Source organism: Kineococcus auxinigenes (genome assembly GCF_050871525.1).
Taxonomy (GTDB): domain Bacteria; phylum Actinomycetota; class Actinomycetes; order Actinomycetales; family Kineococcaceae; genus Kineococcus.
This window is the reverse complement of the sequence record NZ_JBKBCT010000003.1, coordinates 1-26,150: the sequence shown is the minus strand read 5'-3', so window position 1 is coordinate 26,150 and position 26,150 is coordinate 1. Positions and strand designations below refer to the sequence as shown.

The following is a 26,150-nucleotide window of genomic DNA, read 5'->3' as shown; positions in this document are numbered from 1 at the left end:
TCGTCGTCGATCGGGGGATCACTGCTCGCAGGGGTCTGGCTGATCGCAGGGGTGTCACTGCTTGACCGAGCCGAGCATGACGCCCGACACGAAGTACTTCTGGATGAACGGGTAGATGCAGACGATGGGCAGCACGATGAGGACCATCGTCACCGACTGGATGTTGGCCGAGATCATGCCGATGTCGGACGCCTCGGCGCCGGAGGACGCGGTGCTGGACACCCCGGCGATCATGTTCCGCAGGTAGATGGTGACCGGGAACATGTCCTTGTCGTCCAGGTACAGGAAGGCCTGGAACCAGGAGTTCCAGTGGCTGACCGCGTAGAAGAGCAGCATCGTCGCCAGCACCGCCTTGCTCAGCGGCAGGACGATGCGCAGCAGGATGCCGTAGGTGTTCAGCCCGTCGATGGAGGCGGCCTCCTCCAGCTCCTCGGGCATGGCCTCGAAGAAGGTCTTCATCACGAGGACGTTGAAGACGCTGATGGCGCTGGGCAGGACCACGGCCCAGACGGTGTTGCGCATCCCCAGGCTGGTGATGAGGACGTAGTTGGGGATGATGCCGCCGTTGAAGAACATGGTGAAGACGGCGAAGAGGATGAAGGCCTTGCGGCCCTTCAGGTGGCGCTTGCTGGTGGCGTAGGCGAAGCACGTCGTCAGGACCATCGAGATCGCGGTGGCGACGACGGTGTAGAAGACCGTGTTGCGGTACCCGACCCAGAAGTCGCGGTCGCTCATCACGACCCGGTAGGTGTCCACGTTGAAACCGCGCGGGACCAGGTTCACCTTGCCGGCGGCGATGCTGGTGGCGTCGCTGAACGACTGCGCCAGGACGTTCACGAAGGGGTACAGCGTGACGGCCACCACGAGGGACAGCAGCACGACGGCGAAGGCCTTGAAGCGGCGCTGACCGGGGGTGTCGGCCACCACGGAGACGGTGGGCTTCCGGGTGCGGGCGCCGGCGCGGCTCTTGCGCGGCGACGGCGCCTGGACCGCGCTCACCACAGGCTCGATCCCGCGACGCGGCGGGAGACCGCGTTCGCCGACAGGACGAGGACCAGGCCGATGAGGGACTCGAACAGGCCGATGGCGGTCGCGTAGCTGAAGCTGTTCGACTGCAGCCCGACCCGGTAGAGGTAGGTGGAGATGACGTCTCCCGTCTCGTAGGTGAGCGGGTTCTGCAGGAGCAGGACCTTCTCGAAGCCGACGGCGAGGAAGCTGCCGATGTTGAGGATGAGCAGCGTGACCACGGTGGGGGCGATGCCCGGCAGCGTCACGTGCCAGGTCTGCTGCCACCGGTTGGCCCCGTCGATGCGAGCCGCCTCGTACAGCGAGTCGTCGATCGTGGTCAGCGCGGCGAGGTAGAGGATCGCGCCCCACCCCATCGTCTGCCAGACGTCGCTGGTCACGTAGATCGCGCGGAACCAGTCGGGGTTCTGGATGAAGTTGACCGGGTCGGCACCGAAGAGGCCGACGACCTGGTTGATCGTGCCGCGCAGCGAGACCAGCTGCATGATCATCGCGACCACGATGACGATCGACATGAAGTGCGGCAGGTAGGAGGCGGTCTGCACGAACCGCTTGAACCTCCTGGCCTTCAGCTCGTTGAGCAGCAGCGCGAAGACGATGGGCGCCGGGAACCCGATGAGCAGGGTCAGCGCGCCCAGGACGAGCGTGTTCTCGAAGACGGCCCAGAAGGTCGGGTCGTCGATGAACATCCGCACGTAGTCGAGGCCCACCCACTCCTCGCCGAACACGCTGCCGCCGGGGGTGAAGCGGCGGAACGCGATGACGTTGCCGGCCATCGGCAGGTACTTGAACACGGCGAACCACAGCAGCGGCAGGACCAGCAGCGAGTACAGCCGCCAGTCCTTGCGCAGCGCGCTGCGCCAGGTGGTCCGTGGCGCGCGCACGGCGGCCGCGTCGGCCAGCGGCGCGCGCGAGCGCAACCGCTTGGCCGGCGGGGTGCTCACAGCCATCTCGTCCTCCTCGTCGAGTGCTTCGGGTGGTGCGGGTGCTGCGTGGGGCCGGCGCGTCAGTGGATGCGCCGGCCGGCGGCGTCGGGGACGCCGGACTTGCGGAAGAAGTAGGTGTTGATCTGGTCGCGCCACTCGCGCGCGCTGCGCAACTGCTCCTCGAACCGCTCGGTCACGTTGCGCGCGACGGGACCGGGGACGTGCGCGGCGATGCGCTCCCAGGTGGCGGCGGACGACTCGACGGCCTCGACACCGGCGAAGTGCGTGTCGTACACGTGCTGGACGACGGTGCTCCCGCTGCTCAGCTCGTGCGTGTAGGGCACGTGGTGGAAGAACAGCAGGAGCTCGTCCGGGCAGGTGGCGGCGTCCTCGTAGACGCCGGCCCACCCCGGCGGGTACTGGGCGGCGTACCCGGTCCCGGTGGCGACGGTGCGGTCCACCCCGATGCCGTCGCGGTCGGCGAAGTGGTACGTCCCCCACGGGGTGTACTCGTAGCCGTCGACGTCGGGGCCGTAGTGGTGACCGGGCCGGACCATCCAGCCGACGCCGAGCGGGGCGGTGTACGACTCGTACACCGACCACGAGCGGGCCATCACCTCCACCAGGTCCGCGGCGAGGTCGCCGGGCAGCTCGAACGTCTGCTCCACCCACTCGCCCAGCAGCTCGCGCGGGTCCAGGTCGGGGTCCCACGCGAGGCGGCCGAAGGCGTACAGGTTGGCCTGCGCCAGCGCGTGCCCGGTCCAGTTGGCGTCGGTGCCGACGTTGGCGACGCCGACGACCCCGGTGGGGCTGCCCCCCCGCCTGCGGCTGCGGGTTGCGACGTCCGCGACCCGCAGCGGCTCGCCGCCGCCGTGGGCGTTCAGGTCGAAGCGCAGCACCTCGCTCCACTGGGTGCCCAGGTGGCACAGGTGCTTCTGCTGACCGGTGTACTCCTGGGTGATCTGGAACTCCACCGCGACGCCCGTGCGCGGCAGCGCCCCCAGCAGCGGGGAGACCGGCTCGCGCACCTGGAAGTCCATCGGGCCGTTCTTGACCTGCAGCACCGCGTTGGGGGCGAACTCGCCGTCCAGGGGCGCGAAGTGGTCGTGCGCGGCGCGCGCCCGGTCGGTGGAGCGGTCGCGCCAGTCCTGGTGGCAGTCGTAGACGAAGCAGCGCCAGAACACGACCGCGCCGAAGGGGTCGAGCGCCGCGGCCAGCACGTTGGCACCGTCGGCGTGGGTGCGCCCGTAGGTGTGCGGGCCGGGCCGGTTCTCGGAGTCGGCCTTGACGACGTACCCGCCGAAACCGGGCAGGCTGGTCGCGACCCGCTTCGTCGTCCCGGTCCACCACGCGGCGACGCGCTCGTCGAGGGGGTCGGCGGTGTCCAGCCCGCCCAGGGACATCGGTGCGGAGAAGTCGACGCTCAGCAGGGTGCGCACGCCGTGGGCGTCCAGGAGCGCCGCGAGGTGGGCGAGGTCGCCGAGGTGCTCGTCCAGCAGGTGCGCCTCGGTGGCGTGCACGTTGACGTTGTTCAGGCACACGGCGTTGACGCCGAGGGAGGAGACCAGGCGCGCGTAGTCGCGCACCCGGGCCAGGTCGGCGGCACCGGTGCGGACGCGGCCGTCGGCGAAGAAGAGCGATCCGCCGGCGTAGCCGCGCTCGACGACGCCCATGGGGCCGTCGGTCATGTTGTCCCAGTGGTCCAGCACTCGCAGGTCCACGCGGGGTTCCTCGACGTGGGTGACGTCGGCGTCGGGCCAGCCGCCGGGGAACCGGCGGGTCAGCCAGCCCAGCCCGTGCCGCAGCCCGGCGGGGCGCGCGGCGGTCAGCAGGACCTCGCCGCCGCGGGCCAGGACGGCGAAACCTTCGCCGGCGGGCACGTCGGTGCCCGCCAGCGCGCCGGCGAGCACCGGGCCGAGGTGCTGCGCGCTCAGCTCCGCCAGGGCGCCGACGACGAGACGCCGCCCGTCGGACGTCTCCGCGCCCGCGTCCGCCGCGAGGACCTGCAGGTCCTCGCGCAGCGTCGCGGTGACGGGGTCGTCGCCGAGGACGGTGGTGGGCGCGGTGGCGAGGCGGGCCGCGCGGCGGGCGGGCAGCCAGCAGGGCTCGCCGCCGGCGAACCAGGGGAAGCCCTGGCCGTGCTGCTGTCCGTAGGGCACCATTGCCTCCAGTCGAAACTTTCGGCTCCGCGCCGACATCTTCGAGACTAGAGAGCCGCACCCCGCAGCGTCAACGACGTCGACACTGTCCACGCAGGTGGACAGTGGAACGGACCGCGACACGGCAGGCTGTGCGGCGTGCCGACGACCCCGGAGGAGACGACGTGGCCCCGCCCCGCGTGACCATGGCCCAGCTCGCAGCCGAGGCGGGGGTCTCCGTGCCCACCGTCTCGAAAGTGGTCAACGGCCGCGACGACGTCGCCGACAGCACTCGTGCGCGCGTGGAACGGGTCATCTCCCAGCACGGCTACCGCCAGCGCCGCCGCAGCGCCGCACCCACCGGCCCCCGGCTCATCGACCTGGTCTTCAACGAGCTCGGCAACCCCTGGGCCGTGGAGGTGATCCGCGGCGTGGAGCGCACCGCCCGCCCCGCGGGGGTCGAGGTCGTCCTGTCCGAGTGCCTCGGCGCGCACCGCCCCCGCCAGGAGTGGCTCACGAGCGTGCTGGCCCGCCGGCCCGCCGGCGTCCTGATGGTCTTCTCCGACCTCGAGGACGCCCAGCGCACCCAGCTGGTCGCCCGCGGCATCCCCCACGTCATCATCGACCCCATCGGCGAGGTCGACCCGTCGGTGCCCTCCGTCGGGTCGGCGAACTACCACGGCGGCCTGCTCGCCACCCGCCACCTGCTGGAGCTGGGGCACCGGGACGTCGCCGTCGTCACCGGCCCGCTGGACACCTTCTGCAGCCGGGCCCGCCTGGGGGGCTACCGCGACGCCCTGCTGGAGGCCGGGGTCCCCTACCGGGAGGAGCTGGTGCGCACCGGCGACTTCTCCGTCGAGGGCGGGTTGCGCATCGCCCGCGAGCTGCTGGCCGCACCGGACCGGCCGACCGCGGTGTTCGCCTGCAACGACCTCATGGCCTTCGGGGTCCTGCGCGCCGCCCGCGACCTGGGCGTGGGAGTGCCCGGGGAGCTGTCCGTCGTCGGGTACGACGACCTGCCCGCGGCGCAGTGGGTCGGGCCGGAGCTGACCACCGTCCACCAGCCGCTGCACGAGATGGCCGAGGCCGCCACCACGCTGCTGCTGGCGCTGGCCGACGGAGTCGCACCGGCCGCCCCGCGCATGGACCTGGCCGTCGACCTGCGGGTGCGGGCCAGCACCGCCGCGCCGGCGCGCTGAACGGGCTGCGGGTCAGCCGCCCACCCTGCGGTCGCTGGAACGGCGCACCACGATCTCGGGCTCGAACACCAGCTGCCGGGCCGGGCGGCCCTCCACCTGCGCCAGCAGCAGCTCCACCCCGGTGCGCCCCAGCACCTCGCGCGGCTGGCGCACGGAGGACAGCGGCACCGCTGCCGTGGCGGCGAAGCCGATGTCGTCGTACCCGACGATCGCCAGCTCGTGGGGCACCCGCACCCCGCGGCGCACGCACTCGTTGAGCACCCCCAGGGCCAGGAGGTCGTTGGCGCAGAAGACCGCCGTGGGCGGTGCGTCACCGGCGAACAGCGCCGCCGCGGCCTGCGAGCCGGCGCGCACCGTCAGCCCGCTGGCGATCACGGCGTCCACGGCGGCGACCGCCCCGACGGCCTGCCGCAACCCGGCCAGGCGGTCGTCGACCTGCCGCAACCCGGCCGCGTCGCCGATGAAGGCGATCCGGCGGTGCCCGCGCTCCAGCAGGTGCTCGCCGGCCAGGCGCCCGCCGAGGACGTCGTCCACCGCCACCGAGGAGTTCTCCGCGGTGGGTGCACCGCGGTCGACGAGCACCACGGGGGTGCCGTGGGAGCGCACGGACTCCAGGGCCGGGGTCGGCTCGTCGCGCACCGGGCTGAGCAGCACCCCCAGGACCCGCTGCTGCTGCAGCCGCTGCAGGTGGCGCGCCTCCCGCTGCGCGTCGTTGGCGCTGTTGCACAGCACCACGAGCGCCCCGTGGCGCTCGGCGACCTCCTCCGCACCGGCGACGACGTCGGTGAAGAACGGGTTGGCCACGTCGAGCAGCACCACGGCGATCGTCCGGCTGACCCCGGCCCGCAGCTGACGGGCCGACTCGTTGCGCACGAACCCGAGCTCGGCGATGGCCTGCTCCACCCGGGAACGCAGCGCGTCGGAGACGACCTCGGGGCGGTTGAGGACGTTGCTCACCGTGCCCAGCGAGACCCCGGCCCGCTGAGCGACCTCCTTGACCGTCGCCACGACGGACAAGGGTGCCAGGCCGGGGTCCCGCCCGGGCGCCAGGTCGGCGCCGGGCGGGACCGGCGTGGAGGTCAACGCTCACTCTCCGGCGGCTCAGGACACCGTGGCGGGCGTCGTCACGTGGTGGGTGCCCGCGGGCAGTTCGCGCTCGGCCTGCCCGGGCAGGCGCAGCACGGCGGTGGTGCCGGCCGGGACGGTGACCTCCGCCTCCAGGCCGGCGTCGCCCTGGCGCCAGTGCACCGCGAGCTCGCCGTGCGGGGTGTCCAGGCTCGCCCGCGCCCACGTCAGGCCCCCGCCGGGCTGCGGGGCGATCAGCGAGCGGGCGTAGCCCGGTTCCAGCGGTGCCAGCCCGGCGACGGTGCGGTGGATCCAGTCGGCGACCGCACCCAGGGCGTAGTGGTTGAAGCTCGTCATCTCCCCGGGGTTGATGGAGCCGTCGGGCAGCATCGAGTCCCAGCGCTCCCAGATCGTGGTGGCGCCCATCGTCACCGGGTACAGCCAGGACGGGCACTGCTCCTCCAGCAGCAGCCGGTACGCGGCGTCCAGGTGCCCGGTGGAGCTCAGCGCGCCGGTCACGTACGGGGTGCCGGCGAAACCGGTGGAGACGCGGTACCCGGCCTCCTCGACCAGTTCCGCGAGCCGCTGCCCCGCCCAGGCGCGCTGCTCACCCTCCAGCAGCCCGAACTCGACGGCAAGCGCGTACACGGTGGCGCAGTCGCTGAGCACCCGGCCCTGCGCGTCGACGTAGTGCTCACCGAAGGCGGATCGCAGCCGGTCCGCGAGGGCGTCGAAGCGCTCGGCGTCCTGCTCGTGCCCCAGGACCCGGGCGGCGTCCGCGGTCGTGCGGGCGCTGCGGTACGCGCACGCGGTGGCCACCACTCCCTTGTCGGCCTTGGCGGCGGCGGGCTCGTCCGGCGGCGCGTCCGGGTCCAGCCAGTCGCCGAACTGGAAACCGGTGTCCCACAGACCGGTGGGCGAGAGCAGGGTCGCGACCCGGTCGACGTGGGCGGTCATCGCCGGGTAGTGCTCGGCCAGCAGTTCGTCGTCGCCGTACGCCTGGTGCAGCGCCCACGGCAGCCAGACGGCCACGTCCGACCACACCGCGGTGCTGTCGGGGTCGGGGAACTCCGGCGGGTGCTCCATGAACTTCAGCACGTCCGGGACGACGAACGGCACCAGTCCGTCCTGCGCGCGCTGCTCGACGGCCAGGTCGCGCATCCAGTCGCGCAGGAAGTCCTTCACGTCGAACAGGTACGCCGCGGTCGGCGCGAACGCCGCCAGGTCCCCGGTCCAGCCCAGGCGCTCGTCGCGCTGCGGGCAGTCGGTGGGCACGTCCAGGAAGTTCCCCTTCAGCCCCCAGACCACGTTGCGGTGCAGCTGGTTCACGAGGTCGTTCGAGCACTCGAACTCGCCCGTGCGGCGCAGCTGCGAGTGCACCACGACCGCTTCGAGGTCCTCGGCGCGCAGCTCACCGGGCCAGCCGTCGACCTCGGCGTAGCGGAAGCCGTGGAAGGTGAACGTGGGCTCGAAGACGTCTTCGCTGCCGGAGAGGGTGAAGGTGTCCGTGGCCTTCGCGCTGCGCAGCGGCCGGGTCCCGAGCTCCTCGTCCTCCAGCACCTCCGCGTGCCGGATCGTGATGGTGCTGCCCGCCTCGCCGCGCACGGTGAAGCGCAGCCAGCCCACCAGGTTCTGCCCGAAGTCGACCAGGGTCCTGCCGGACGGGGAGGTCCAGACCCGCTGCGCGGGCAGCACCTCCTGGCGGCGCACCGGCGGGCCGACGTGCTCGGTGAGCACGGCGGTGTCGAACTCCAGGGCACGCACCCCGCCCCAGCCCTCGTTCGAGCCCTCCACGGTGGACCAGGCAGGGTCCAGGCGACGCGCGTCGATGCTCTGCCCGTCGTACAGGTCGTTGGCGGTGATCGCCGAGGCGTGCGACTGCCAGCTCTCGTCGGTGACGACCAGCTGGGTGTGCCCGTCGGCGAAGGTCACCTCCAGCTGCGCGAAACCGCCCAGGTCCTCGCCGTAGAAGGCGCCCCGCCCGCTCCAGCCGAGCCGGCCGCGCGACCAGCCGTTGCCCAGGGCCAGGCCGAGGACGTGCTCGCCGCCGCCGGCCAGGGCACCGGTGACGTCGTGGCTGCGGTACCGCAGGCGCCACTCGTAGCTGCTCCAGCCGGGGCTGAGGACGTCGTCGCTCACGGGCGCACCGTCGAGGTGGGCCTCGACGACACCGCGGGCGCTCACGTGCAGCACGGCGCGCTCCACCTCGCCGTGGCCGGTGTCGAGGGTGAAGCGGCGCCGCAGCAGCGGGGCCCCGTCGTGGTCGGCGTCGGCGGCGATCATCGTCGCGTGCCAGGTGGGCATCGTTCCTCCGTGCGTGGTGGGGCGATCGGGTGGTCCAGGCCGGGCGCGCTTCAGGCGGGTGAGCTCGCCGGGGTGGGAGTGGCGGTGGCCTCGAAGCGGTGCCGCCCGGCACCGACCTCGCTGACCGGCCTGCCGGGCAGGTCGATCTCGGCGCGCGCCCCCAGCGGGACGTCGACGTCGACGACGAGCCGCTCACCGTCGCGGCGCCAGCTCACCGAGGCCGGTCCGTACGGCGTCTCGTGCCGCGCGGAAGCCGACGTCAGGCCGGCGCCGGGGCGCGGGCGCACCAGCAGGCGCCGGAACCCGGGTTCGGCAGGTGCCAGGCCCGCCAGGGCCCGGTGCATCCAGTCGGCGATCGAACCCAGGGCGTAGTGGTTGAAGCTGGTCATCTGCCCGGGGTTGACGGTGCCGTCCGGGAGCATGGAGTCCCAGCGCTCCCACGTCGTGGTGGCGCCCATCGCCACCTGGTACAGCCAGGACGGGCAGCCGGTCTCGGTCAGCAGCGCGTACGCCGTGGCGTCGTGGCCGGTCAGGGTCAGCGCGTCGGTGACGAGGTTCACCCCTGCGAACCCGGTGGCGACCCGGTTGTCGTCCTCGGCGACCAGCTCGGCCAGCCGCCGTCCCGCGGCGACGCGCTCGCCCCCGGGCAGCAGGTCGAAGACGATCGCCAGGGCGTAGGCGGTCTGCGCGTCGCTGCTCAGCCGCCCACCGGGTCGCAGGTGCTCGGCGGTGAACGCGTCGCGCACCTCGTCGGCGAGGGTGCCGTAGCGCTCGGCGTCCTCGTGCTCGCCCAGGACGGTCGCGATCCGGGACAGTGTGCGGGCGGAGTGCGCGAAGTAGGCGGTGGCCACCAGGTACTTGTCGGTGCGCGCGTCGGCGGGGTCGTCCGGTGGTGCGGCCGGGTCCAGCCAGTCGCCCAGCTGCAGGCCGGTGTTCCACAACCGGCCCGGACCGGCCAGGCGCTCGACCAGGTCCACCCACGCCTTGGCGCTGTCGTACTGCGCGCGCAGGACGCCGACGTCCCCGTAGCGCTGGTGCAGGACCCACGGGGTCAGCACCGCGACGTCGCCCCAGACCGCACCGGGGCGCGCAGGCGTCCACCGCGGCCCCCCGGGGATGTCAGGCACGTACCAGGGCACGGTTCCGTCGGGCAGTTGCTCGGCGGCCACGTCGCGCAACCAGGACGCGAGGAAGCCGCTGACGTCGTAGAGGAAGGACGCGGTGGGGGCGAAGACCTGGATGTCACCGGTCCAGCCCAGGCGCTCGTCGCGCTGCGGGCAGTCGGTGGGGATGTCCACGAAGTTGCTGCGCATGCTCCACACCACGTTCTCGTGCAACCGGTTCAGCCGCTCGTCCGAGCAGGAGAACCAGCCGGTGCGTGCCATGTCCGAGTGGTGGACCCTGGCCACCACGTCGCCCTCGTGCAGGCGTCCGGGCCAGCCGGTGACCTCCGCGTAGCGGAAACCGTGCATCGTGAAGCGCGGCTCCCACACCTCACCCTCCGGGGAGCCGGCCAGGACGTAGGTGTCGGTCGCTGCCGCGGTGCGCAGCGGGCGCGTGTACAGCTCCCCGTCCTGCAGGACCTCGGCGTGGCGCAGCTGCACCCGCTCGCCCGCGCGCCCGCGCACCCGGATGCGCAGGCGGCCGGTGAGGTTCTGCCCGAAGTCCAGGACCGTGGCGCCCGACGGGCTGGTGAGCACCGCGACGGGGAGCACCTCCTGCGTGCAGCGCACCGGCGGGCCCTCGGCAGCCACCAGGGTCGCCGGGTCGCGCTCGTAGCTGCGCACCCCCGCCCAGCCGGAGTCGTCGAAGCCGGGCGTGGAGAAACCCGCAACGGCCAGGCGCGCGTCGTGGTGCTCGCCCTCGTACAGGCTGCTGGCCAGGAGCGGGCCGTGCGCAGCCCGCCAGCCGTGCCCGTCCTCCCCCGGCCCGGTGGCGACCACGACGCGGTGCCCGTCGGCGAGGTCGACCTCCAGTTGCGCGATCAGCGCGGTGCGCTCGCCGTACAGGTTGCGGTTGCCACCGCGGACGCCGTAGCGGCCGCGGTACCAGCCGTCCGCCAGCCACGCGCCGAGCGCGTTGTCGCCCTCGCGCAGCAGGTGCGTCACGTCGTGGGTGCGGTAGCGCAGCCGGTGCGCGTAGCTGGTCCACCCCGGCGCCAGCACCTCGTCGCCGACCCGGGAGCCGTTGAGCTCCACCTCGTGCAGGCCGTGCGCGGTGACGTGCAGGCGGGCCCGCGCGACCGGCCCGGGCAGGGAGAACTGCCGGCGCAGCAGCGCGGGGCGGTGGTCGGTGTCGGGGTCCTCGTCCCAGTCGGGGCCGACGGGCACGGCCACCCAGTCGGAGGGGTCCAGGAGCCCGGTCTCCACGACCAGCGGAGGGCTGAACGGCGTGGGTTCCGGGTCCTCGGCCCCCCAGAGGCGGACCTCCACCCGAACCCGCTCCCGGGAGCGCAGCGGCGGCGCCGGCCACGGGACCAGCACGCTGTCGCCGGAGTCGATGCGGCCGCTGGACCACGACTCCTCCCCCGCCCGGGGCGCCGGCGGCAAGGGGGTCACGCGCACCTCGTAGGCGCCCTGCTCCCACTCGGGAGAGGGCTCCCCGGTCGCCCCGGCGGTCCAGGACAACCGTGGCCGGGAGGTCCCCAGCCCGAGCAACGGCACGCCGTGCTCGGCGCGCAGGTCGGTGACGACGACGTCGGTGCGGTGGGGCATCGGGTTCCGTTCGCTGAGACCGGGGCGGCGGAGGTGGTGGTGTTCAGCCCTTGACGGCGCCGGAGGTCATGCCGGCGACGATCTGGCGGTTGAAGAACAGGTACAGCAGCAGCATCGGGATCGTGATCAGCAAGATGTCCGCGAACAGCAGGTTGTAGCTGGACAGGTTCTGGCTCTGGAAGTTGAACAACGTCAACTGCACCGTCGCGCCCGCGTCGCCGGGCAGGAAGTACAACGGCGTCTGGAAGTCGTTGAACACCGCCACCGACTGCACCAGCACCACCGTGACCAGCACCGGGCGCAACAGGGGCAGGATCACCCGGAAGAACAGGCGCAACGGCCCGGCACCGTCCAGGACCGCCGCCTCGTCCAGCTCGCGCGGGATCGTGGAGATGAACGCCCTGAACAGCAGGATCGTGAAGGAGATCCCGAACGCGACCTCCACCAGGATCAACCCCGGCATCGTGGCGAACAGCCCGACACGCTGCAGCACCCAGATGGTGGGCACCACCGCCGGCGGCATGATCAACCCCGCCAGCACCAGGAAGTTGATGAACCCCGTCCACCGGCTGGCGCGGCGCTGCAGCACGAACGCGACCATCGAGCCGAACACCACCATCAGCGTCACCGACGCCACGGTGAGGACCGTGGAGTTGATGAAGGCGATGACGATGATGTAGTCGCGCGTCTGAACCACGTCCACGAGGTTCTGCCACAACTGGAAGTCGCGCGGCCACGCGAAGCGGAACTCGCTGGCCTGCTGCGCGTCCATGGCCGCCACCAGCAGGATGAAGGCGAAGGGGACGATGAAGACGACGACGCTGACGAGGATCGCCAAGGTCCCCACCCCGTAGCGGTACAACGCCGCGCGCGGGCCACCGACGCGCCCACCACCGGCAGGTGACCCCTGGGGGTCCACCTCTGCCCTGGAGCCGGGTCGAGAGCGCGGGTTCAGCGCCCCGGCGGGGCTGACGGTGGAGCTCACAGTTCGACCTCCTTGCGGGCCAGGAACCGCGTCAGCGGCAGGACGATGGCAGTGACGGCGATGAAGAGGATCACGTTGCCGGCGGTGGACAGGCCGTAGAAGCCGGCCTGGTACTGCTTGTAGATCACAGAAGCGATCACGTCCGAGGTGAAGCCCGGCCCGCCCCGCGTCATCGCCCAGATCAGGTCGAAGGAGCGCAGACCCCCGATGAGCGAGAGGGTGATCACGGTGGAGGTCGCCGGCCACGACAACGGGAAGATCACGTTGCGGAACAGCGTCCACGAGCCCGCCCCGTCGACCTTGGCGGCCTCGTAGTACTCCTTCGGGATCGAGACGATCCCGGCCATGTAGATCAACGTGGCCAGCCCCACCCCCTTCCACACGTCCACCATCGCCACCGAGAACAGCGCCAGCGACGGATCGACCAGCCAGCCGGGCCCGTCGATGCCGAAGACCCCCAGCGCGGAGTTGATCGCGCCCTTGGTCGGGTTCATCAGCACCTGGAACGTGATCCCGACACCCACGGAGGAGACCAGCACCGGGAAGAACACCACCGCGCGCAGGTACCCGCGCCCCACGATCTGGCTGGTCAGCAGCATCCCCAGCGCGAGCCCGAGGACCACCTTGGCACCGGAGGTGACCACCGCGTAGACGAAGGTGTTGGTGAAGCCCTTGACCAGCGCCGGCTCCTGGAAGAACTGCACGAAGTTGCCGAACCCGATGAACTCGCTGTCGAAGATCGTCCAGCGGGTCAGGGCGAAGTAGAACGAGAGCAGGGTCGGCACGAGGAAGAGCACCGCGTAGACGATCGCGGCGGGCAGGTAGAACCACCCCGGGTACGGGCTGTGCCGCGCGCCACCTCGGCGGGCAGCGGGGGCGCGCCGCACCCGGCTCGCGGTTCCGGTTGAGCTGATCGTCGTCGACACCTCGACAACCTCCTTCCGCGGGCCCGTCCCCGGCGCACGCTGCACCGGGGACGGGCGGGGTCAACGACTCACCAGCCCTCGAGACCGAGCTGCTGCGCCTGCTTCTCGACGTCCTGGTCGTACAGGGCCGCGCCGTCGGCGGCGGAGCGGATGCCCGAGCCCACCTCGACGGTGATCTGCTCCAGGGCCGGGCCCTTGACCGGGGAGAGGAACTCCAGCGCCGGGGACTGCGCGTCCGCGTCGAAGTACGCCTGCACGTCCTTGGTCACCTGCGGAACGTCCTCGGGCAGTTCGCAGCCCTCGACGAGGTAGGGACCGGTGGGCGGGGACGCCTGGGTCTGCGCCTCGCACCCCTCGGGGCTGGCGATGAAGGCCAGCAGCTTCTCCGCCGCCTCGAGCTGTGCGCCGGACGTCGTCTTCGGGATGTAGACCCCGTTGGGGTACCAGGCGGTCAGCCCGTTGGTCGACGCGTCCTCCCCCGGCAGGGCGAAGAAGCCGATGCGGTCACCGGCGGTCGGGTCCACGCCGAGCAGGGTGGTGATGTTGCCGGAGAGGATGGGGTACATCGCCCCCTCGCCCGCCGCCAGCTTGCGCATCCCGTCCTCGAGCTCCGCGGACGCGAAGTCGGTGTTCTGCCAGCCCTTCTCGTGGGCCTCCTGCAGGTGCTCGAAACCCCGCACCGCCGCGGGGTCCGTGGCGTACTTGGCCTGGCCGGCGGTGTACTGCTCCGCCCAGTCGGGGTTGGCGGCGGCCACGTTGTGGAAGTCGCCCAGCACGAACAGCTGCGAGGTCCACGTCTCGCCGTAGGTCTGGATCACCGGCGCGATGCCGGCCGCCTTGATCGCCTCGCTGTTGGCGGCGAACTCCGCCCACGTCTTCGGCACCTGCAGGCCGAGCTGCTCGTAGACGTCCATGTTGTACATGACCCCGCCGCCGAAGGCCGTCCCGTACGGGACGCCGTGGACGGTGTCCCCGACGGAGACCTGCGGCAGGTAGGCGTCGTCGACGGCGCCCACGACGTCCTCGCCCAGCGGCGCGAGGTTCTTCTCGGGGGCGATCTGCTGGAAGAGCGAGCCGGAGTTGTAGTCGAAGACGTCGGGCATGCTGCCGGTCTGCAGGCGGGTCTTGACGAGGTTGTCGCCCTCGCCGCCGGCGGGGCGCCCGTCGAGCTCGACCTGGATGTCGGGGTTGGCCGCTTCGAACGCCTCGACGATGGAGGTCGCGGTGGCCTGGGCGGTCTCATCGCTGCCGGTCAACCAGGTGATGGTGGTGCCACCGCCCTCGTCGCCGCTGGACGAACCCAGGCTTCCGGCGCTGCAGGCGGTGAGGGCGAGGGGAGCCAGGGCGAGCGCGGCCAGTCCGCTCAGCGCCCGGGATCGGGTGGGGGTGCGTCGACGTGCCACGGGGTCTCCTCATCGAGACGACCGCTCCGGGGAGCGGTGGGCGGGGTGTTCGCGGGATTGGTGAGACGTTTCAAGGGTGACTCGAGCTCGAAGGTAGGAGCACGCGGGCGGGGCGTCAAGCACTCGGCGCCGATGTGCTCCGTCCGGCATCAGGAAGGCGTTTTCCCAGGTCAGCAGCTCACGGAAGGTCACTGGACGTCTCGCGGGTGGGGTCCGAAGCCGTGGTGCTCACCTCTACGGCGCGCCTGGTGCCCTGGCGTCACCGCTCCTCCCGGCCGGTGTCCGCCCACCCCCTTGTGAAACGTGTCAAAATAGGGCTACGGTGCTTCCGCCCCCGATGGAGTGAGGTCCCCATGACATCGACCGACACGGTCCTGGCCGCCCTGCGGCAGCAGACGATCGAGCTGCCCTCGTGGGCGTTCGGCAACTCCGGCACCCGGTTCAAGGTGTTCAGCACCCCCGGCACGCCGCGCGACCCCTTCGAGAAGATCAGCGACGCGGCCCAGGTGCACCGGTACACCGGCATCGCGCCGCGCGTGTCCCTGCACATCCCGTGGGACCTGGTCGACGACTACGGCAAGCTCGCCGCCCACGCCGCCGACAACGGCGTGACGATCGGCATGATCAACTCCAACCTCTTCCAGGACGACGACTACAAGCTCGGCTCCCTGACGCACCCGGACGCGAAGGTGCGCGCCAAGGCCGTCGCCCACCACGCCCAGTGCGTCGACGTCATGCGCGCCACCGGCTCCAAGGAGCTGAAGGTCTGGCTGCCCGACGGCACGAACTACCCGGGCCAGGACGACTTGCGCGACCGCCAGGACCGCCTCGCCGAGTCCCTGCAGCAGGTGTACGCGCTCCTGGACGACGACCACCGCATGGTGCTGGAGTACAAGTTCTTCGAGCCGGCCTTCTACTCCACCGACATCCCCGACTGGGGCACCTCCCTGCTGCACTGCACGGCGCTGGGCGAGAAGGCCAAGGTCGTCCTGGACACCGGCCACCACGCGCCCGGCACGAACATCGAGTTCATCGTCGTGCAGCTGCTGCGCGCGGGCCGTCTGGGCGCCTTCGACTTCAACTCGCGCTTCTACGCCGACGACGACCTCATGGCCGGCGCCGCGGACCCGTTCCAGCTGTTCCGGATCATGTACGAGATCGTGCGCTCGGACGCGCTGCGGCCGGACTCGGGCGTGAACTTCATGCTCGACCAGTGCCACAACATCGAGGAGAAGATCCCCGGGCAGATCCGCTCGGTGACGAACGTGCAGCAGGCCACCGCCAAGGCGCTGCTGGTGGACCGCGAGGCGCTGCGCGCGGCGCAGCAGGCCGGTGACGTGCTGGCCGCCAACGACGTGTTCATGGACGCCTACCACACCGACGTGCGCCCGCTGCTGGCCCAGCTGCGCGAGTCGATGGGCCTGGCGGCCGACCCGATGGCCGCCTTCAAGGCGTCGGGCTACGCGGACAGGATCGCCGCCGAGCGCATCGGCGGCCAGCAGGCGGGATGGGGAGCCTGAACGACATGACGAACACCACGACGAACGAGGCCGTCGAGCAGCTGCTCGCGCGCTCGCACGCCCTGGGCGCGGACCCGCGGTTCACCAACTACGCCGGCGGCAACACCTCCGCCAAGGGCACCGCGGTGGACCCGGTGACCGGCGAGGGCGTCGAGCTGCTGTGGGTCAAGGGCTCCGGCGGCGACCTGGGGACCCTGCAGGAGAAGGGCTTGGCGGTGCTGCGCCTGGACCGCCTGCGCGCGCTGCGCGACGTCTACCCGGGCGTGGAGCGCGAGGACGAGATGGTCGCCGCGTTCGACTACTGCCTGCACGGCAAGGGCGGCGCCGCCCCCTCCATCGACACCGCGATGCACGCGCTGGTCGATGCCGCGCACGTGGACCACCTGCACCCCGACGCCGGCATCGCGATCGCCTGCGCGGTGGACGGCGAGAAGCTCACCGAGACGATCTTCGAGGGCAAGGTCGTCTGGGTGCCGTGGCGCCGGCCCGGTTTCCAGCTCGGCCTGGACATCGCCGCGATCAAGGAGGCCAACCCGCAGGCGGTCGGCACGATCCTCGGCGGGCACGGCATCACCGCCTGGGGCGCCACCAGCGCCGAGGCCGAGGCCAACTCCCGCTGGATCATCGAGACCGCCACCGCGTACATCGAGGCGAACTGCGTGCCCGAGCCCTTCGGTGCGGTGCTGGACGGCTACGCCGCCCTGCCGGAGGGCGAGCGGCGGGCGAAGGCCGCGGCACTGGCCCCGGTGGTCCGCGGGATCGCCTCGCAGGACAAGCCGCAGGTCGGTCACTACACCGACTCCGAGGTGGTCCTGGACTTCCTGGCCCGCGAGCAGCACCCGCGCCTGGCCGCGTTGGGCACCTCCTGCCCGGACCACTTCCTGCGCACCAAGGTCAAGCCGCTCGTGGTGGACCTGCCGGCGACCGCGTCGGTGCAGGAGATCACCGCGCGCCTGGCCGAGCTGCACGAGGAGTACCGCGCGGACTACCAGGCTTACTACGACCGGCACGCCAGCGCCGGTTCCCCCGCGATGCGCGGCGCGGACCCGCTCATCGTGCTGGTGCCCGGCGTGGGCATGTTCTCCTTCGGCAAGGACAAGCAGACCGCGCGCGTGGCCGGCGAGTTCTACGTCAACGCGATCAACGTCATGCGCGGCGCCGAGGGGATCTCCAGCTACTCCCCCATCGAGGAGTCGGAGAAGTTCCGCATCGAGTACTGGGCGCTGGAGGAGGCCAAGCTGGCGCGCATGCCGAAGCCGAAGCCGCTGGCCACCCGCATCGCGCTGGTGACCGGCGCGGCCTCCGGCATCGGCAAGGCCATCGCGACCCGCCTGGCCGCCGAGGGCGCCTGCGTCGTCGTCGCCGACCTGGACCTCGCCAAGGCGCAGGCCGCCGCGGCGGAGATCGCTGGTTCCAAGGGCGCCGACGTGGCCGTGGGCGTGGCCGCGGACGTCTCGGACGCGGCCGCCGTGGCCGCCGCCGTCGACGAGGCGGTGCTGGCGTTCGGCGGGCTCGACCTCGTCGTGAACAACGCGGGCCTGTCGATCTCCAAGCCGCTGATGGAGACCACCGAGAAGGACTGGGACCTGCAGCACGACGTCATGGCCAAGGGGTCGTTCCTCGTCTCCCAGGCCACCGCGAAGGTCCTCATCGCGCAGGGCCTGGGCGGCGACATCGTCTACATCTCCTCCAAGAACTCCGTGTTCGCCGGCCCGAACAACATCGCCTACTCGGCGGTGAAGGCCGACCAGGCCCACCAGGTGCGCCTGCTGGCCGCCGAGCTGGGCGAGCACGGCGTCAAGGTCAACGGCATCAACCCCGACGGCGTCGTGCGCGGCTCGGGCATCTTCGCCGGCGGCTGGGGCGCTCAGCGCGCCAAGACGTACGGCATCCCCGAGGAGGAGCTGGGCGAGTTCTACGCCCAGCGCACCCTGCTCAAGCGCGAGGTGCTGCCCGAGCACGTCGCCAACGCCGTGTTCGTCCTGACCGGCGGGGAACTCTCGCACACCACCGGTCTGCACGTGCCCGTGGACGCCGGCGTCGCCGCCGCGTTCCTGCGCTGAGGAGGACGGGGACCCCGTGAGCACGCACGTCGCCGTCGACCTCGGCGCCTCCAGCGGCCGCGTCATGCTCGGCTCGGCGGCGCCGGGCCGGCTGGAGCTGACCGAGGTGCACCGTTTCTGGAACGGCGGCGTGGAGGTGGCCGGGCGCCTGCACTGGGACGCCGTCGGGTTGTGGCGCGAGGTGCTGGCCGGGCTCGGCCGCGCCGCCCGCACGCCCGGCGGTGCGGCCGCCCGCACCGTCGGGGTGGACACCTGGGCGGTGGACTACGGGTTGCTGACCCGCGAGGGCGCCCTGCTGGGCACCCCGCGGCACTACCGCGACTCGCGCACCGAGGGCGTGGCCGAGCAGGTGTTCCAGCGGGTCCCCGCGCAGCGGCTGTACGAGCGCAACGGCCTGCAGCACCTGCCGTTCACGACGATCTACCAGCTCGTCGCCGAGGCGGAGGAGTCCCTGCTGGGCTCGGCCGCGCAGCTGCTGCTGGTGCCCGACCTGCTCGGGTACTGGCTGTCCGGCCACCGCGGCGCGGAGGCCACCAACGCCTCCACCACCGGCCTGGCCGACGTGCGCACCGGCCGGTGGGCACCGGACCTGGTGGAGCTCGCCGGCATCGACCCGGCGCTGCTGCCGCCGGTGCACGAACCCGGCACGGTGCTCGGGGGCCTGCGCTCGGAGGTGCTCGCCGAGACCGGCCTGCCCGGGTCGGTGCGCCTGGTCGCCGTCGGCTCGCACGACACCGCCTCCGCGGTCGTGGCGGTGCCGGCGCGCGACGAGCGCTTCGCCTACGTCGCCTGCGGCACCTGGGGCCTGGTGGGCGTGGAGCTGGAACGGCCCGTGCTCTCGGCGGAGTCGTTCGCGGCGAACTTCACCAACGAGCGCGGTGTGGACGGCCGCATCCGGTACCTGCGCAACGTCATGGGCCTGTGGGTGCTGCAGCAGTGCCTGGCGGAGTGGACGAGCAGCGAGGGCGAGCAGGACCTGCCCGCGCTGCTGGCCGCCGCCGCCCAGGTGCCCGCCGGCGGCCCGCTCGTCGACATCGACGACGCGCGGTTCCTGCCGCCCGGGCCCATGGTGGCCCGCGTGCAGGCCGCCGCCGAGGAGGCCGGTCACCGCGCCCCCACGGCGAAGGCCGAGGTGGTGCGCTGCGTCGTGGAGAGCCTGGCGCAGGCGTTCGCGCGCGCGGTGGCCGACGCGGTGCGGCTGTCCGGGCACGAGGTGGACGCCGTGCACCTCGTCGGCGGTGGCGCGCGCAACGCGCTCCTGTGCGAGCTGACGGCCGCCGCGTGCGGGCTGCCGGTGGTGGCCGGGCCGGTGGAGGCCACCGCCCTGGGCAACGTCCTGGTGCAGGCCCGCGCCCACGGGGACCTGTCCGGTTCGCTGGAGGACCTGCGCGCCCTGGTGCGCGACACGCACGAGACGACGACCTACGCTCCCCGCGGGGAACGCGTGAGGACGGGAGCGCTGTGAGGATCGCCGTGATGGCCACCTGCCTGGGGGACGCGATGTTCCCGCAGGCGGTCAAGGCCACCGTGAAGCTGCTGCGGCGGCTGGGCCACGAGGTCGTCTTCCCCGAGGGGCAGACGTGCTGCGGGCAGATGCACGTCAACACCGGGTACCTGCGCGAAGCGGTGCCGCTGGTGCGCCACCACGTGGACGTGTTCGAGCCCGTGGCCCACGGCGAGTGGGACGCGGTGGTGGCGCCGTCGGGTTCCTGCACCGGGTGCGTGCGCCACCAGCACGCGATGGTGGCCCGCCGCGCCGGCGACGACGCCCTCGCGCAGCGGGCCGAGGCGGTGGCCGGGCGCACCTACGAGCTGTCCGAGCTGCTGGTGGACGTCCTCGGCGTCACCGACGTCGGCGCCTACTACCCGCACCGCGTCACCTACCACCCCACCTGCCACTCGCTGCGGATGCTGCGGGTGGCCGACAAGCCGCTGCAGCTGCTGCGCGCGGTGCGCGGCCTGGAACTGGTGGAGCTGCCCGACGCGGAGGTGTGCTGCGGGTTCGGCGGCACCTTCGCGGTGAAGAACGGCGAGACCTCCACCGCGATGCTCGCGGACAAGATGCGCAACGTGCTGGACACCCGCGCGGAGGTCTGCACCGCGGGCGACTCCTCCTGCCTGATGCACATCGGCGGCGGCCTGGGCCGGCTGCGCACCGGTGTGCGCACCGTGCACCTGGCGGAGATCCTCGCCTCCACGGAGGCGACGCAGACGCCGTCCGCGGCGGGTTCTCCCGGCGGCGTGCGCGACGAGCCGGCGGAGGCGCAGCGGTGAGCACCACGCACCTGGGCATGCCCGCCGTGCGCGACGACTCGCGCGACACGGGCCTGCCGACGCACTCCCCCGCCGGGCAGGGCAACCTGCGCGGCACCACCTCCTTCCCGAAGGCCGCGCAGGCGAAGCTCGCCGACACCCAGCTGCGCCGGAACCTCGGCAAGGCCACCGGGATCATCCGCGGCAAGCGCGCCGGCGTGGTCGGTGAGCTCGACGACTGGGAGGAGCTGCGCCTGGCCGGCTCGGCCATCAAGGCCGACGTCATGGCCCGGCTGCCGGAACTGCTCGAGCAGCTCGAGGAGAACGTCACCGCCCGCGGCGGCCACGTGCACTGGGCCCGGGACGCCGACGAGGCGAACCGGATCGTCGCGGACCTGGTGCGCGCCACCGGCGCCGACGAGGTCGTCAAGGTCAAGTCGATGGCCACCCAGGAGACCGGCCTGAACGAGGCGCTGGCCGAGCAGGGCATCGCCGCGTGGGAGACCGACCTGGCCGAGCTCATCGTGCAGCTCGGCCACGACGCGCCCAGCCACATCCTCGTGCCGGCGATCCACCGCAACCGCAGCGAGATCCGGGAGATCTTCCTGCGCGAGATGCCGGACGTGGACCCGGCGCTGAGCGACGAGCCGCGCGAGCTGGCGATGGCCGCCCGCGCCCACCTGCGCCGCAAGTTCCTGACGGCGAAGGTCGCCGTCAGCGGCGCGAACTTCGCCGTCGCCGACACCGGCACCCTGTCGGTCGTGGAGTCCGAGGGCAACGGGCGCATGTGCCTGACCCTGCCGGACACCCTCATCACGCTCATGGGCGTGGAGAAGCTCGTGCCCACGTTCAGCGACCTGGAGGTGTTCCTCCAGCTGCTGCCGCGCTCCTCCACCGGCGAACGGATGAACCCGTACACCTCCACCTGGACGGGCGTGACCCCCGGCGACGGGCCGCAGGAGTTCCACCTCGTGCTGCTGGACAACGGCCGCAGCGCCGTGCTGGCCGACGAGGACGGGCGTGCGGCGCTGCACTGCATCCGCTGCTCCGCGTGCCTGAACGTGTGCCCCGTCTACGAGCGCGTCGGCGGGCACGCCTACGGCTCGGTGTACCCCGGGCCCATCGGCGCTGTGCTCTCGCCGATGCTCACCGGCATCTCCGGGCCCGACGACCCGAACGCCTCGCTGCCGTACGCGTCCTCGCTGTGCGGGGCGTGCTTCGACGCCTGCCCGGTGCGCATCGACATCCCGAACCTGCTGGTGCAGCAGCGCGCGACGTCGGTGGAGTCGCACCCGCGGCCCACCGCGCAGGACCTGGCGCTGAAGGCCGCCGCGGTCGCGATGAGCTCCCCGGGGCGGTTCGCCGCCGCGGAGAAGGGGCTGGCGCTGGGCCGGCTGGTCGCCGGGCGCAAGGGCCGCATCAGCTCCCTGCCGTGGCCGCTGTCGCACTGGACCGGCAGCCGCGACGTGCCCGCCCCGCCGGCGGAGACCGCCCGGCAGTGGTGGGCCCGAACGGGTGGGCACGACGACGAGCAGGAGGGGCGGGCGTGAGCGGCGCGCGCGAGGAGGTCCTGGCGCGGTTGCGCGCCGCCCGCGACGCCGGCGCCCCCCGCGGCGGCGTGCCGCCGGTGCCGCGCGACTACCACCGCACCGGGCAGCACTACCCCGGCAGCGCCGGCGTGCTCGACCTGCTCGTGGAGCGGGTCGAGGACTACCGCGCCCGCGTGCTGCGCGCCGGCACCGGCGACGAGGTCGCCGCGGCCGTGGCCCGGTGCCTGGACGAGGCGGGCTCGCGGCGGTTCGTCGTGCCCGCCGACTTCGCGCAGGAGTGGCGCCCGCGGATCGGCGAGCGCGAGCTCGTCGAGGAGCACCCGTCGGCGCCGCTGAGCGTGCCCGAGCTGGACGCCCTGGACGCCGTCGTCACCGGCAGCGCCGTGGCGATCGCGCTGACCGGCACGATCGTCCTCGCCAGCGGTGGCCCCGGCCAGGGCCGGCGCTCGCTGACCCTGGTGCCGGACCACCACGTGTGCGTGGTGCGCGCCGCGGACGTCGTGGAGACCGTGCCGGAGGGGCTGGCGCGGCTGGACCCGTCGGTGCCGCTGACGTTCATCTCCGGCCCCAGCGCCACCAGCGACATCGAGCTGGACCGCGTGGAGGGCGTGCACGGGCCGCGCCGGCTGGACGTGGTCGTCGTCGGCTGAGCGCGCAGGTGCGCCCCTGCGCGCCGAGCGGGCAGGGGCGCGCCGGGCATGCCTCAAGCTCCAGCCTCGACCTGCCGATGGGAACGCCGTGACCTCTCCGGACGCCCTCCTGACCGCCGGCCCCTACCGGCTGGTGACGCGCAGCGACTTCGACGGGCTGGTGTGCGCGGTGCTGCTGCGCCAGCTCGACCTGGTCGACGAGATCACGTTCGTGCACCCCAAGGACGTGCAGGACGGCACGGTGGAGATCACGGAGCGGGACGTCTTGACGAACCTGCCGTACGACGCGCGCGCGCACGTCGTCTTCGACCACCACCACTCCGAGACGCTGCGCAACGGCGGCGCGGGCAACCACGTCATCGACGCCGACGCCCCCTCCGCGGCGCGCGTCGTGTTCGACTTCTTCGGCGGCGCGGCCCGCTTCCCGGGGATCTCCGACGAGCTGATGCGCGCGGTGGACCAGGCGGACTCCGCGGCCTACGACGTCTCCGAGATCCTCGAGCCGACCGGCTGGACGCTGCTGAACTTCCTCATGGACAGCCGCACCGGCCTGGGCCGCTTCCGCGACTTCCGCATCTCGAACTACCAGCTGATGATGCAGCTCATCGAGCACTGCATGACGTACCAGGACGTGGACGAGATCCTCGCCCTGCCGGACGTCGCCGAGCGCGTGGAGCTGTACCGCTCGCAGGCGGAGCTGTTCCGCGCTCAGCTGGAGCGCGTCACCACCCTGCACGGCGACGTGGCGGTGCTGGACCTGCGCGACGAGGAAGTCATCCACGCCGGCAACCGCTTCCTGGTGTACGCGCTGTTCCCCGCGGCGCGCGTGTCGATCCACGTCATGTGGGGCCGGGCGAAGCAGAACACCGTGTTCGCGATCGGCAAGTCCATCGTGGACCGCACCTCCCCGGCGGACGTGGGCGCGGTGTGCCTGGCGCACGGCGGCGGCGGTCACGTCGCGGCCGGCACCTGCCAGGTGCCGCACGAGGAGGCGGCCGCCGTGCTGCCGGAGCTGGTGGCGGCGCTGCGCGCGGAGCGCTGAGGTCCTCCCGGCCGCCCTACACTCCGGGCGGATCAGGAGGTGGTCATGGCCAGGAACCCGCACGAGGGTGGAGACGGTGAGGCGCGCGCGGGGGCCGAGGACGCCGGCGGGCGCGGCCCGGTGAAGTCCGCCGAGCGCACCGTGCGGATCCTGCAGGAGCTGGCGCGCGCGCCGTACACGTTCACGGTGGCGCAGCTGCAGGAACGCACCGGTTACCCGCGCTCGAGCCTGCACGCGCTGCTGCGCACGCTGGTGGACCTGCGCTGGATCGAACCGCCCACGCCCGGCGGCGGGTACGGCATCGGGGCGCAGGCGCTGCTGACGGGCACCGCGTACCTGGACCGCGACCCGGCCCTTCCCCGGGCGATCGCCTGCATCGAGGCCGTGCGCGACGAGACGGGCTTCACCGCGCACGTGGCGCGCCTGGACGGCGGCGACGTGGTGTACCTGGCGACGCGGGAGGCGGCCGAGCACCACGCGCACTCGCGGGTGGGGCGCTACCTGCCGGCGTACGCGACGGCGCTGGGCAAGGCGCTGCTGGCCGAGCGCACGGCCGCGGAGCTGGACGAGCTGCTGCCGGGGGACGAGCTGCCGCCGCTGACCGAGCGGACCGTCCGCACGCGCGCGCAGCTGGAGGAGGAGCTGGCGGGCGCGCGCGAGCGGGGCTGGGCGGTGGAGCACGGCCAGAACGTGGCGGACACGGTGTGCGTGGGGGTGCGCGTGGAGTACCGCATCCCGGCCACCGACGCGATCAGCTGCAGCGTCCCGGCGCACCTGGCGACCGGCGAGGAGGTCGAGCGCATCGCCGCGGTGCTGGTGCGCCGGGCCGCGGGGCTGGCGCGCGACCTGCGGGCCGGCGGCATCCGCTGACGGGTTCACGTCCGCACCCCTCGTCCACGTCCGTGGACCGGGCGGGGCGGGTGTGGCAGGCTCCCGGCGGGCCGCTGCCGCGCCCGCCGCCGACGATGACGAGGGACGCCGTGACCACCACCGAACCGCCGGGCACCGCCCCCGCCGGGCGCCCCCGCAACCGCATCACCCGCGTCGAGGTCACCCCGGTGGCGTTCCGGGACCTGCCGCTGCTGAACAACGTCGGCGTCCACGAGCCGTTCGCGCTGCGCACGGTCGTGCAGGTGCACACCGAGGACGGCACCGGCCTGGGCGAGACGTACGGGGACGCGGTGCACCTGCAGCGGGTGCGCGCCGCGGCCGCCGAGCTCGTCGGCGCCGACGTGTTCGACCTGAACGGGCTGGCCGCCCGCGTGGCCGCCACCCTGGCCCGCGACACCAGCACCGGCGGGCACGGCATGGGCGGTCAGGTCACCACCTCCAGCACCCTGAACCGGGTCCTGTCCCCCTTCGAGGTCGCCGCCCTGGACGTGCAGGGCCGGTTGCTGGGGCGGCCCGTCAGCGACCTGCTCGGCGGGGCGGTGCGCGAGGCCGTCCCCTTCAGCGCCTACCTGTTCTACAAGTGGGAGGCGCACCCCGGCACCCGCGGGGACGGCGGCGGGGACGACTGGGGCGCGGCCCTGGACCCGGAGGGCCTGGTGCGCCAGGCGCGGCGCATGGTCGACGGGTACGGCTTCACCGCCGTCAAGCTCAAGGGCGGGGTGTTCCCCCCGGAGCAGGAGGTCGAGGCGGTGCGCGCGCTGCGCGCGGAGTTCGGCGACCTGCCGCTGCGGCTGGACCCCAACGGGGCGTGGACCGTGGACACCTCGGTGCGGGTGGCCGAGGCCCTCGAGGGCGTCGTGGAGTACCTGGAGGACCCCACCCCGAGCATCGAGGGGATGGCCGCGGTGCACCGGCGCACCGACGTCCCGCTGGCGACGAACATGTGCGTCGTCGCCTTCGAGCACCTGGCCCCGGCCGTGCGCGCCGACGCGGTGCAGGTCGTGCTCTCGGACCACCACTTCTGGGGCGGGCTGCGCCGCTCGCAGGATCTGGCGCGCATCTGCGAGGTGTTCGGGATGGGGCTGTCCATGCACTCCAACTCCCACCTGGGCATCTCCCTGGCGGCGATGACGCACCTGGCCGCGGCCACCCCGAACCTCGACTACGCGTGCGACACGCACTGGCCGTGGAAGCTGGCCGAGGACGACGTCGTGGTGCCCGGCGCCCTGGGTTTCGCGGACGGTTCCGTGCGCGTGCCCACCACGCCGGGGCTGGGCGTGGTGCTGGATCCCGACGCGCTGGCCCGCCTGCACGAGCAGTACCTGCGGTGCGGGATCCGCGAGCGCGACGACACCGGTTACATGCGCACCGTCGAGCCCGGTTTCAGCCCGAACACCGCCCGCTGGTGAGGTGGGGGGGGGCGCGCGCGTGGCGGGGGGGGCGCCCCGCGCCCCCCCCCCCCACCACCCCCGCCCCCCCCAACCCCCCCCCCCCC

The 26,150-nt window shown here is 72.8% G+C and carries 19 protein-coding genes; 10 read left to right on the top strand and 9 right to left on the bottom strand.

Translation table 11 applies throughout. The annotated features are described in order from the left end of the window. Positions 1-54: 54 nt before the first annotated feature. The 3 genes from ACRYR9_RS02025 to ACRYR9_RS02015 all read right to left on the bottom strand — a co-directional run bounded on the left by ACRYR9_RS02025 (position 55) and on the right by ACRYR9_RS02015 (position 4,114). Positions 55-924, bottom strand: a complete 870-nt coding sequence (locus ACRYR9_RS02025) for a carbohydrate ABC transporter permease (protein WP_432491609.1) — start codon at positions 922-924, stop codon at positions 55-57. 71 nt (positions 925-995) lie between these two features. Beyond that, on the bottom strand, positions 996-1,976 hold the full coding sequence (locus ACRYR9_RS02020; protein WP_432491481.1) for an ABC transporter permease: 981 nt from the start codon (positions 1,974-1,976) through the stop codon (positions 996-998). 56 nt (positions 1,977-2,032) lie between these two features. Further along, positions 2,033-4,114, bottom strand: coding sequence for an alpha-glucuronidase (locus tag ACRYR9_RS02015; RefSeq protein WP_432491479.1), 2,082 nt, complete (start codon positions 4,112-4,114; stop codon positions 2,033-2,035). 161 nt (positions 4,115-4,275) lie between these two features. Here ACRYR9_RS02015 and ACRYR9_RS02010 point away from each other — a divergent pair, with 161 nt between their 5' ends. After that, the gene (locus ACRYR9_RS02010) at positions 4,276-5,289 is read left to right on the top strand and encodes a LacI family DNA-binding transcriptional regulator (RefSeq protein WP_432491477.1); all 1,014 of its coding nucleotides are present in this window, start codon (positions 4,276-4,278) and stop codon (positions 5,287-5,289) included. A 12-nt stretch (positions 5,290-5,301) separates the two neighbouring features. On the opposite strand, the gene ACRYR9_RS02005 is transcribed toward ACRYR9_RS02010, so the two are convergent. The 6 genes from ACRYR9_RS02005 to ACRYR9_RS01980 form a co-directional block, all read right to left on the bottom strand. Beyond that, entirely contained in the window at positions 5,302-6,297 is a 996-nt protein-coding gene (locus ACRYR9_RS02005; protein WP_432491607.1) for a LacI family DNA-binding transcriptional regulator, read from the bottom strand. A gap of 93 nt (positions 6,298-6,390) precedes the next feature. Beyond that, entirely contained in the window at positions 6,391-8,658 is a 2,268-nt protein-coding gene (locus ACRYR9_RS02000; protein WP_432491475.1) for a family 78 glycoside hydrolase catalytic domain, read from the bottom strand. Positions 8,659-8,708: 50 nt separating this feature from the next. Next, entirely contained in the window at positions 8,709-11,372 is a 2,664-nt protein-coding gene (locus tag ACRYR9_RS01995; protein WP_432491473.1) for a family 78 glycoside hydrolase catalytic domain, read from the bottom strand. 43 nt (positions 11,373-11,415) lie between these two features. Then, positions 11,416-12,234 carry a carbohydrate ABC transporter permease gene (locus ACRYR9_RS01990; RefSeq protein WP_432491605.1) on the bottom strand — a complete coding sequence of 273 codons (819 nt, stop codon included), beginning with the start codon at positions 12,232-12,234 and terminating at the stop codon, positions 11,416-11,418. A 119-nt stretch (positions 12,235-12,353) separates the two neighbouring features. Beyond that, a complete protein-coding gene (locus tag ACRYR9_RS01985; protein ID WP_432491471.1) occupies positions 12,354-13,283 on the bottom strand; it encodes a carbohydrate ABC transporter permease in 930 nt (309 codons plus the stop codon). Positions 13,284-13,351: 68 nt separating this feature from the next. Then, complete coding sequence (locus tag ACRYR9_RS01980) at positions 13,352-14,686, bottom strand: ABC transporter substrate-binding protein (RefSeq protein ID WP_432491469.1); 1,335 nt, start codon at positions 14,684-14,686, stop codon at positions 13,352-13,354. 353 nt (positions 14,687-15,039) lie between these two features. Between ACRYR9_RS01980 and rhaI the strand changes: the two genes are divergently transcribed. From rhaI to ACRYR9_RS01935, 9 genes are all read left to right on the top strand, one after another. Next, the gene (rhaI, locus tag ACRYR9_RS01975) at positions 15,040-16,206 is read left to right on the top strand and encodes an L-rhamnose isomerase (protein ID WP_432491467.1); all 1,167 of its coding nucleotides are present in this window, start codon (positions 15,040-15,042) and stop codon (positions 16,204-16,206) included. A gap of 5 nt (positions 16,207-16,211) precedes the next feature. After that, the gene (locus ACRYR9_RS01970; protein WP_432491465.1) at positions 16,212-18,269 is read left to right on the top strand and encodes a bifunctional aldolase/short-chain dehydrogenase; all 2,058 of its coding nucleotides are present in this window, start codon (positions 16,212-16,214) and stop codon (positions 18,267-18,269) included. Between the two features lie 16 nt (positions 18,270-18,285). Further along, positions 18,286-19,734 (top strand): rhamnulokinase, encoded by a 1,449-nt coding sequence (locus ACRYR9_RS01965; RefSeq protein WP_432491463.1) that lies wholly within the window; start codon positions 18,286-18,288, stop codon positions 19,732-19,734. Continuing rightward, complete coding sequence (locus ACRYR9_RS01960; protein WP_432491461.1) at positions 19,731-20,543, top strand: (Fe-S)-binding protein; 813 nt, start codon at positions 19,731-19,733, stop codon at positions 20,541-20,543. The genes ACRYR9_RS01965 and ACRYR9_RS01960 overlap by 4 nt, the downstream gene beginning before the upstream one ends. Before the next feature lie 17 nt (positions 20,544-20,560). After that, positions 20,561-22,072, top strand: coding sequence for a LutB/LldF family L-lactate oxidation iron-sulfur protein (locus ACRYR9_RS01955; protein ID WP_432491603.1), 1,512 nt, complete (start codon positions 20,561-20,563; stop codon positions 22,070-22,072). Further along, a complete protein-coding gene (locus ACRYR9_RS01950; protein ID WP_432491459.1) occupies positions 22,069-22,722 on the top strand; it encodes a LutC/YkgG family protein in 654 nt (217 codons plus the stop codon). The genes ACRYR9_RS01955 and ACRYR9_RS01950 overlap by 4 nt, the downstream gene beginning before the upstream one ends. Positions 22,723-22,810: 88 nt before the next feature. Beyond that, positions 22,811-23,764, top strand: coding sequence for an exopolyphosphatase (locus ACRYR9_RS01945; RefSeq protein WP_432491457.1), 954 nt, complete (start codon positions 22,811-22,813; stop codon positions 23,762-23,764). Between the two features lie 45 nt (positions 23,765-23,809). Then, positions 23,810-24,634 carry an IclR family transcriptional regulator gene (locus ACRYR9_RS01940; protein WP_432491455.1) on the top strand — a complete coding sequence of 275 codons (825 nt, stop codon included), beginning with the start codon at positions 23,810-23,812 and terminating at the stop codon, positions 24,632-24,634. A 95-nt stretch (positions 24,635-24,729) separates the two neighbouring features. Further along, complete coding sequence (locus ACRYR9_RS01935) at positions 24,730-26,064, top strand: glucarate dehydratase family protein (RefSeq protein ID WP_432491601.1); 1,335 nt, start codon at positions 24,730-24,732, stop codon at positions 26,062-26,064. Positions 26,065-26,150: the final 86 nt, after the last annotated feature.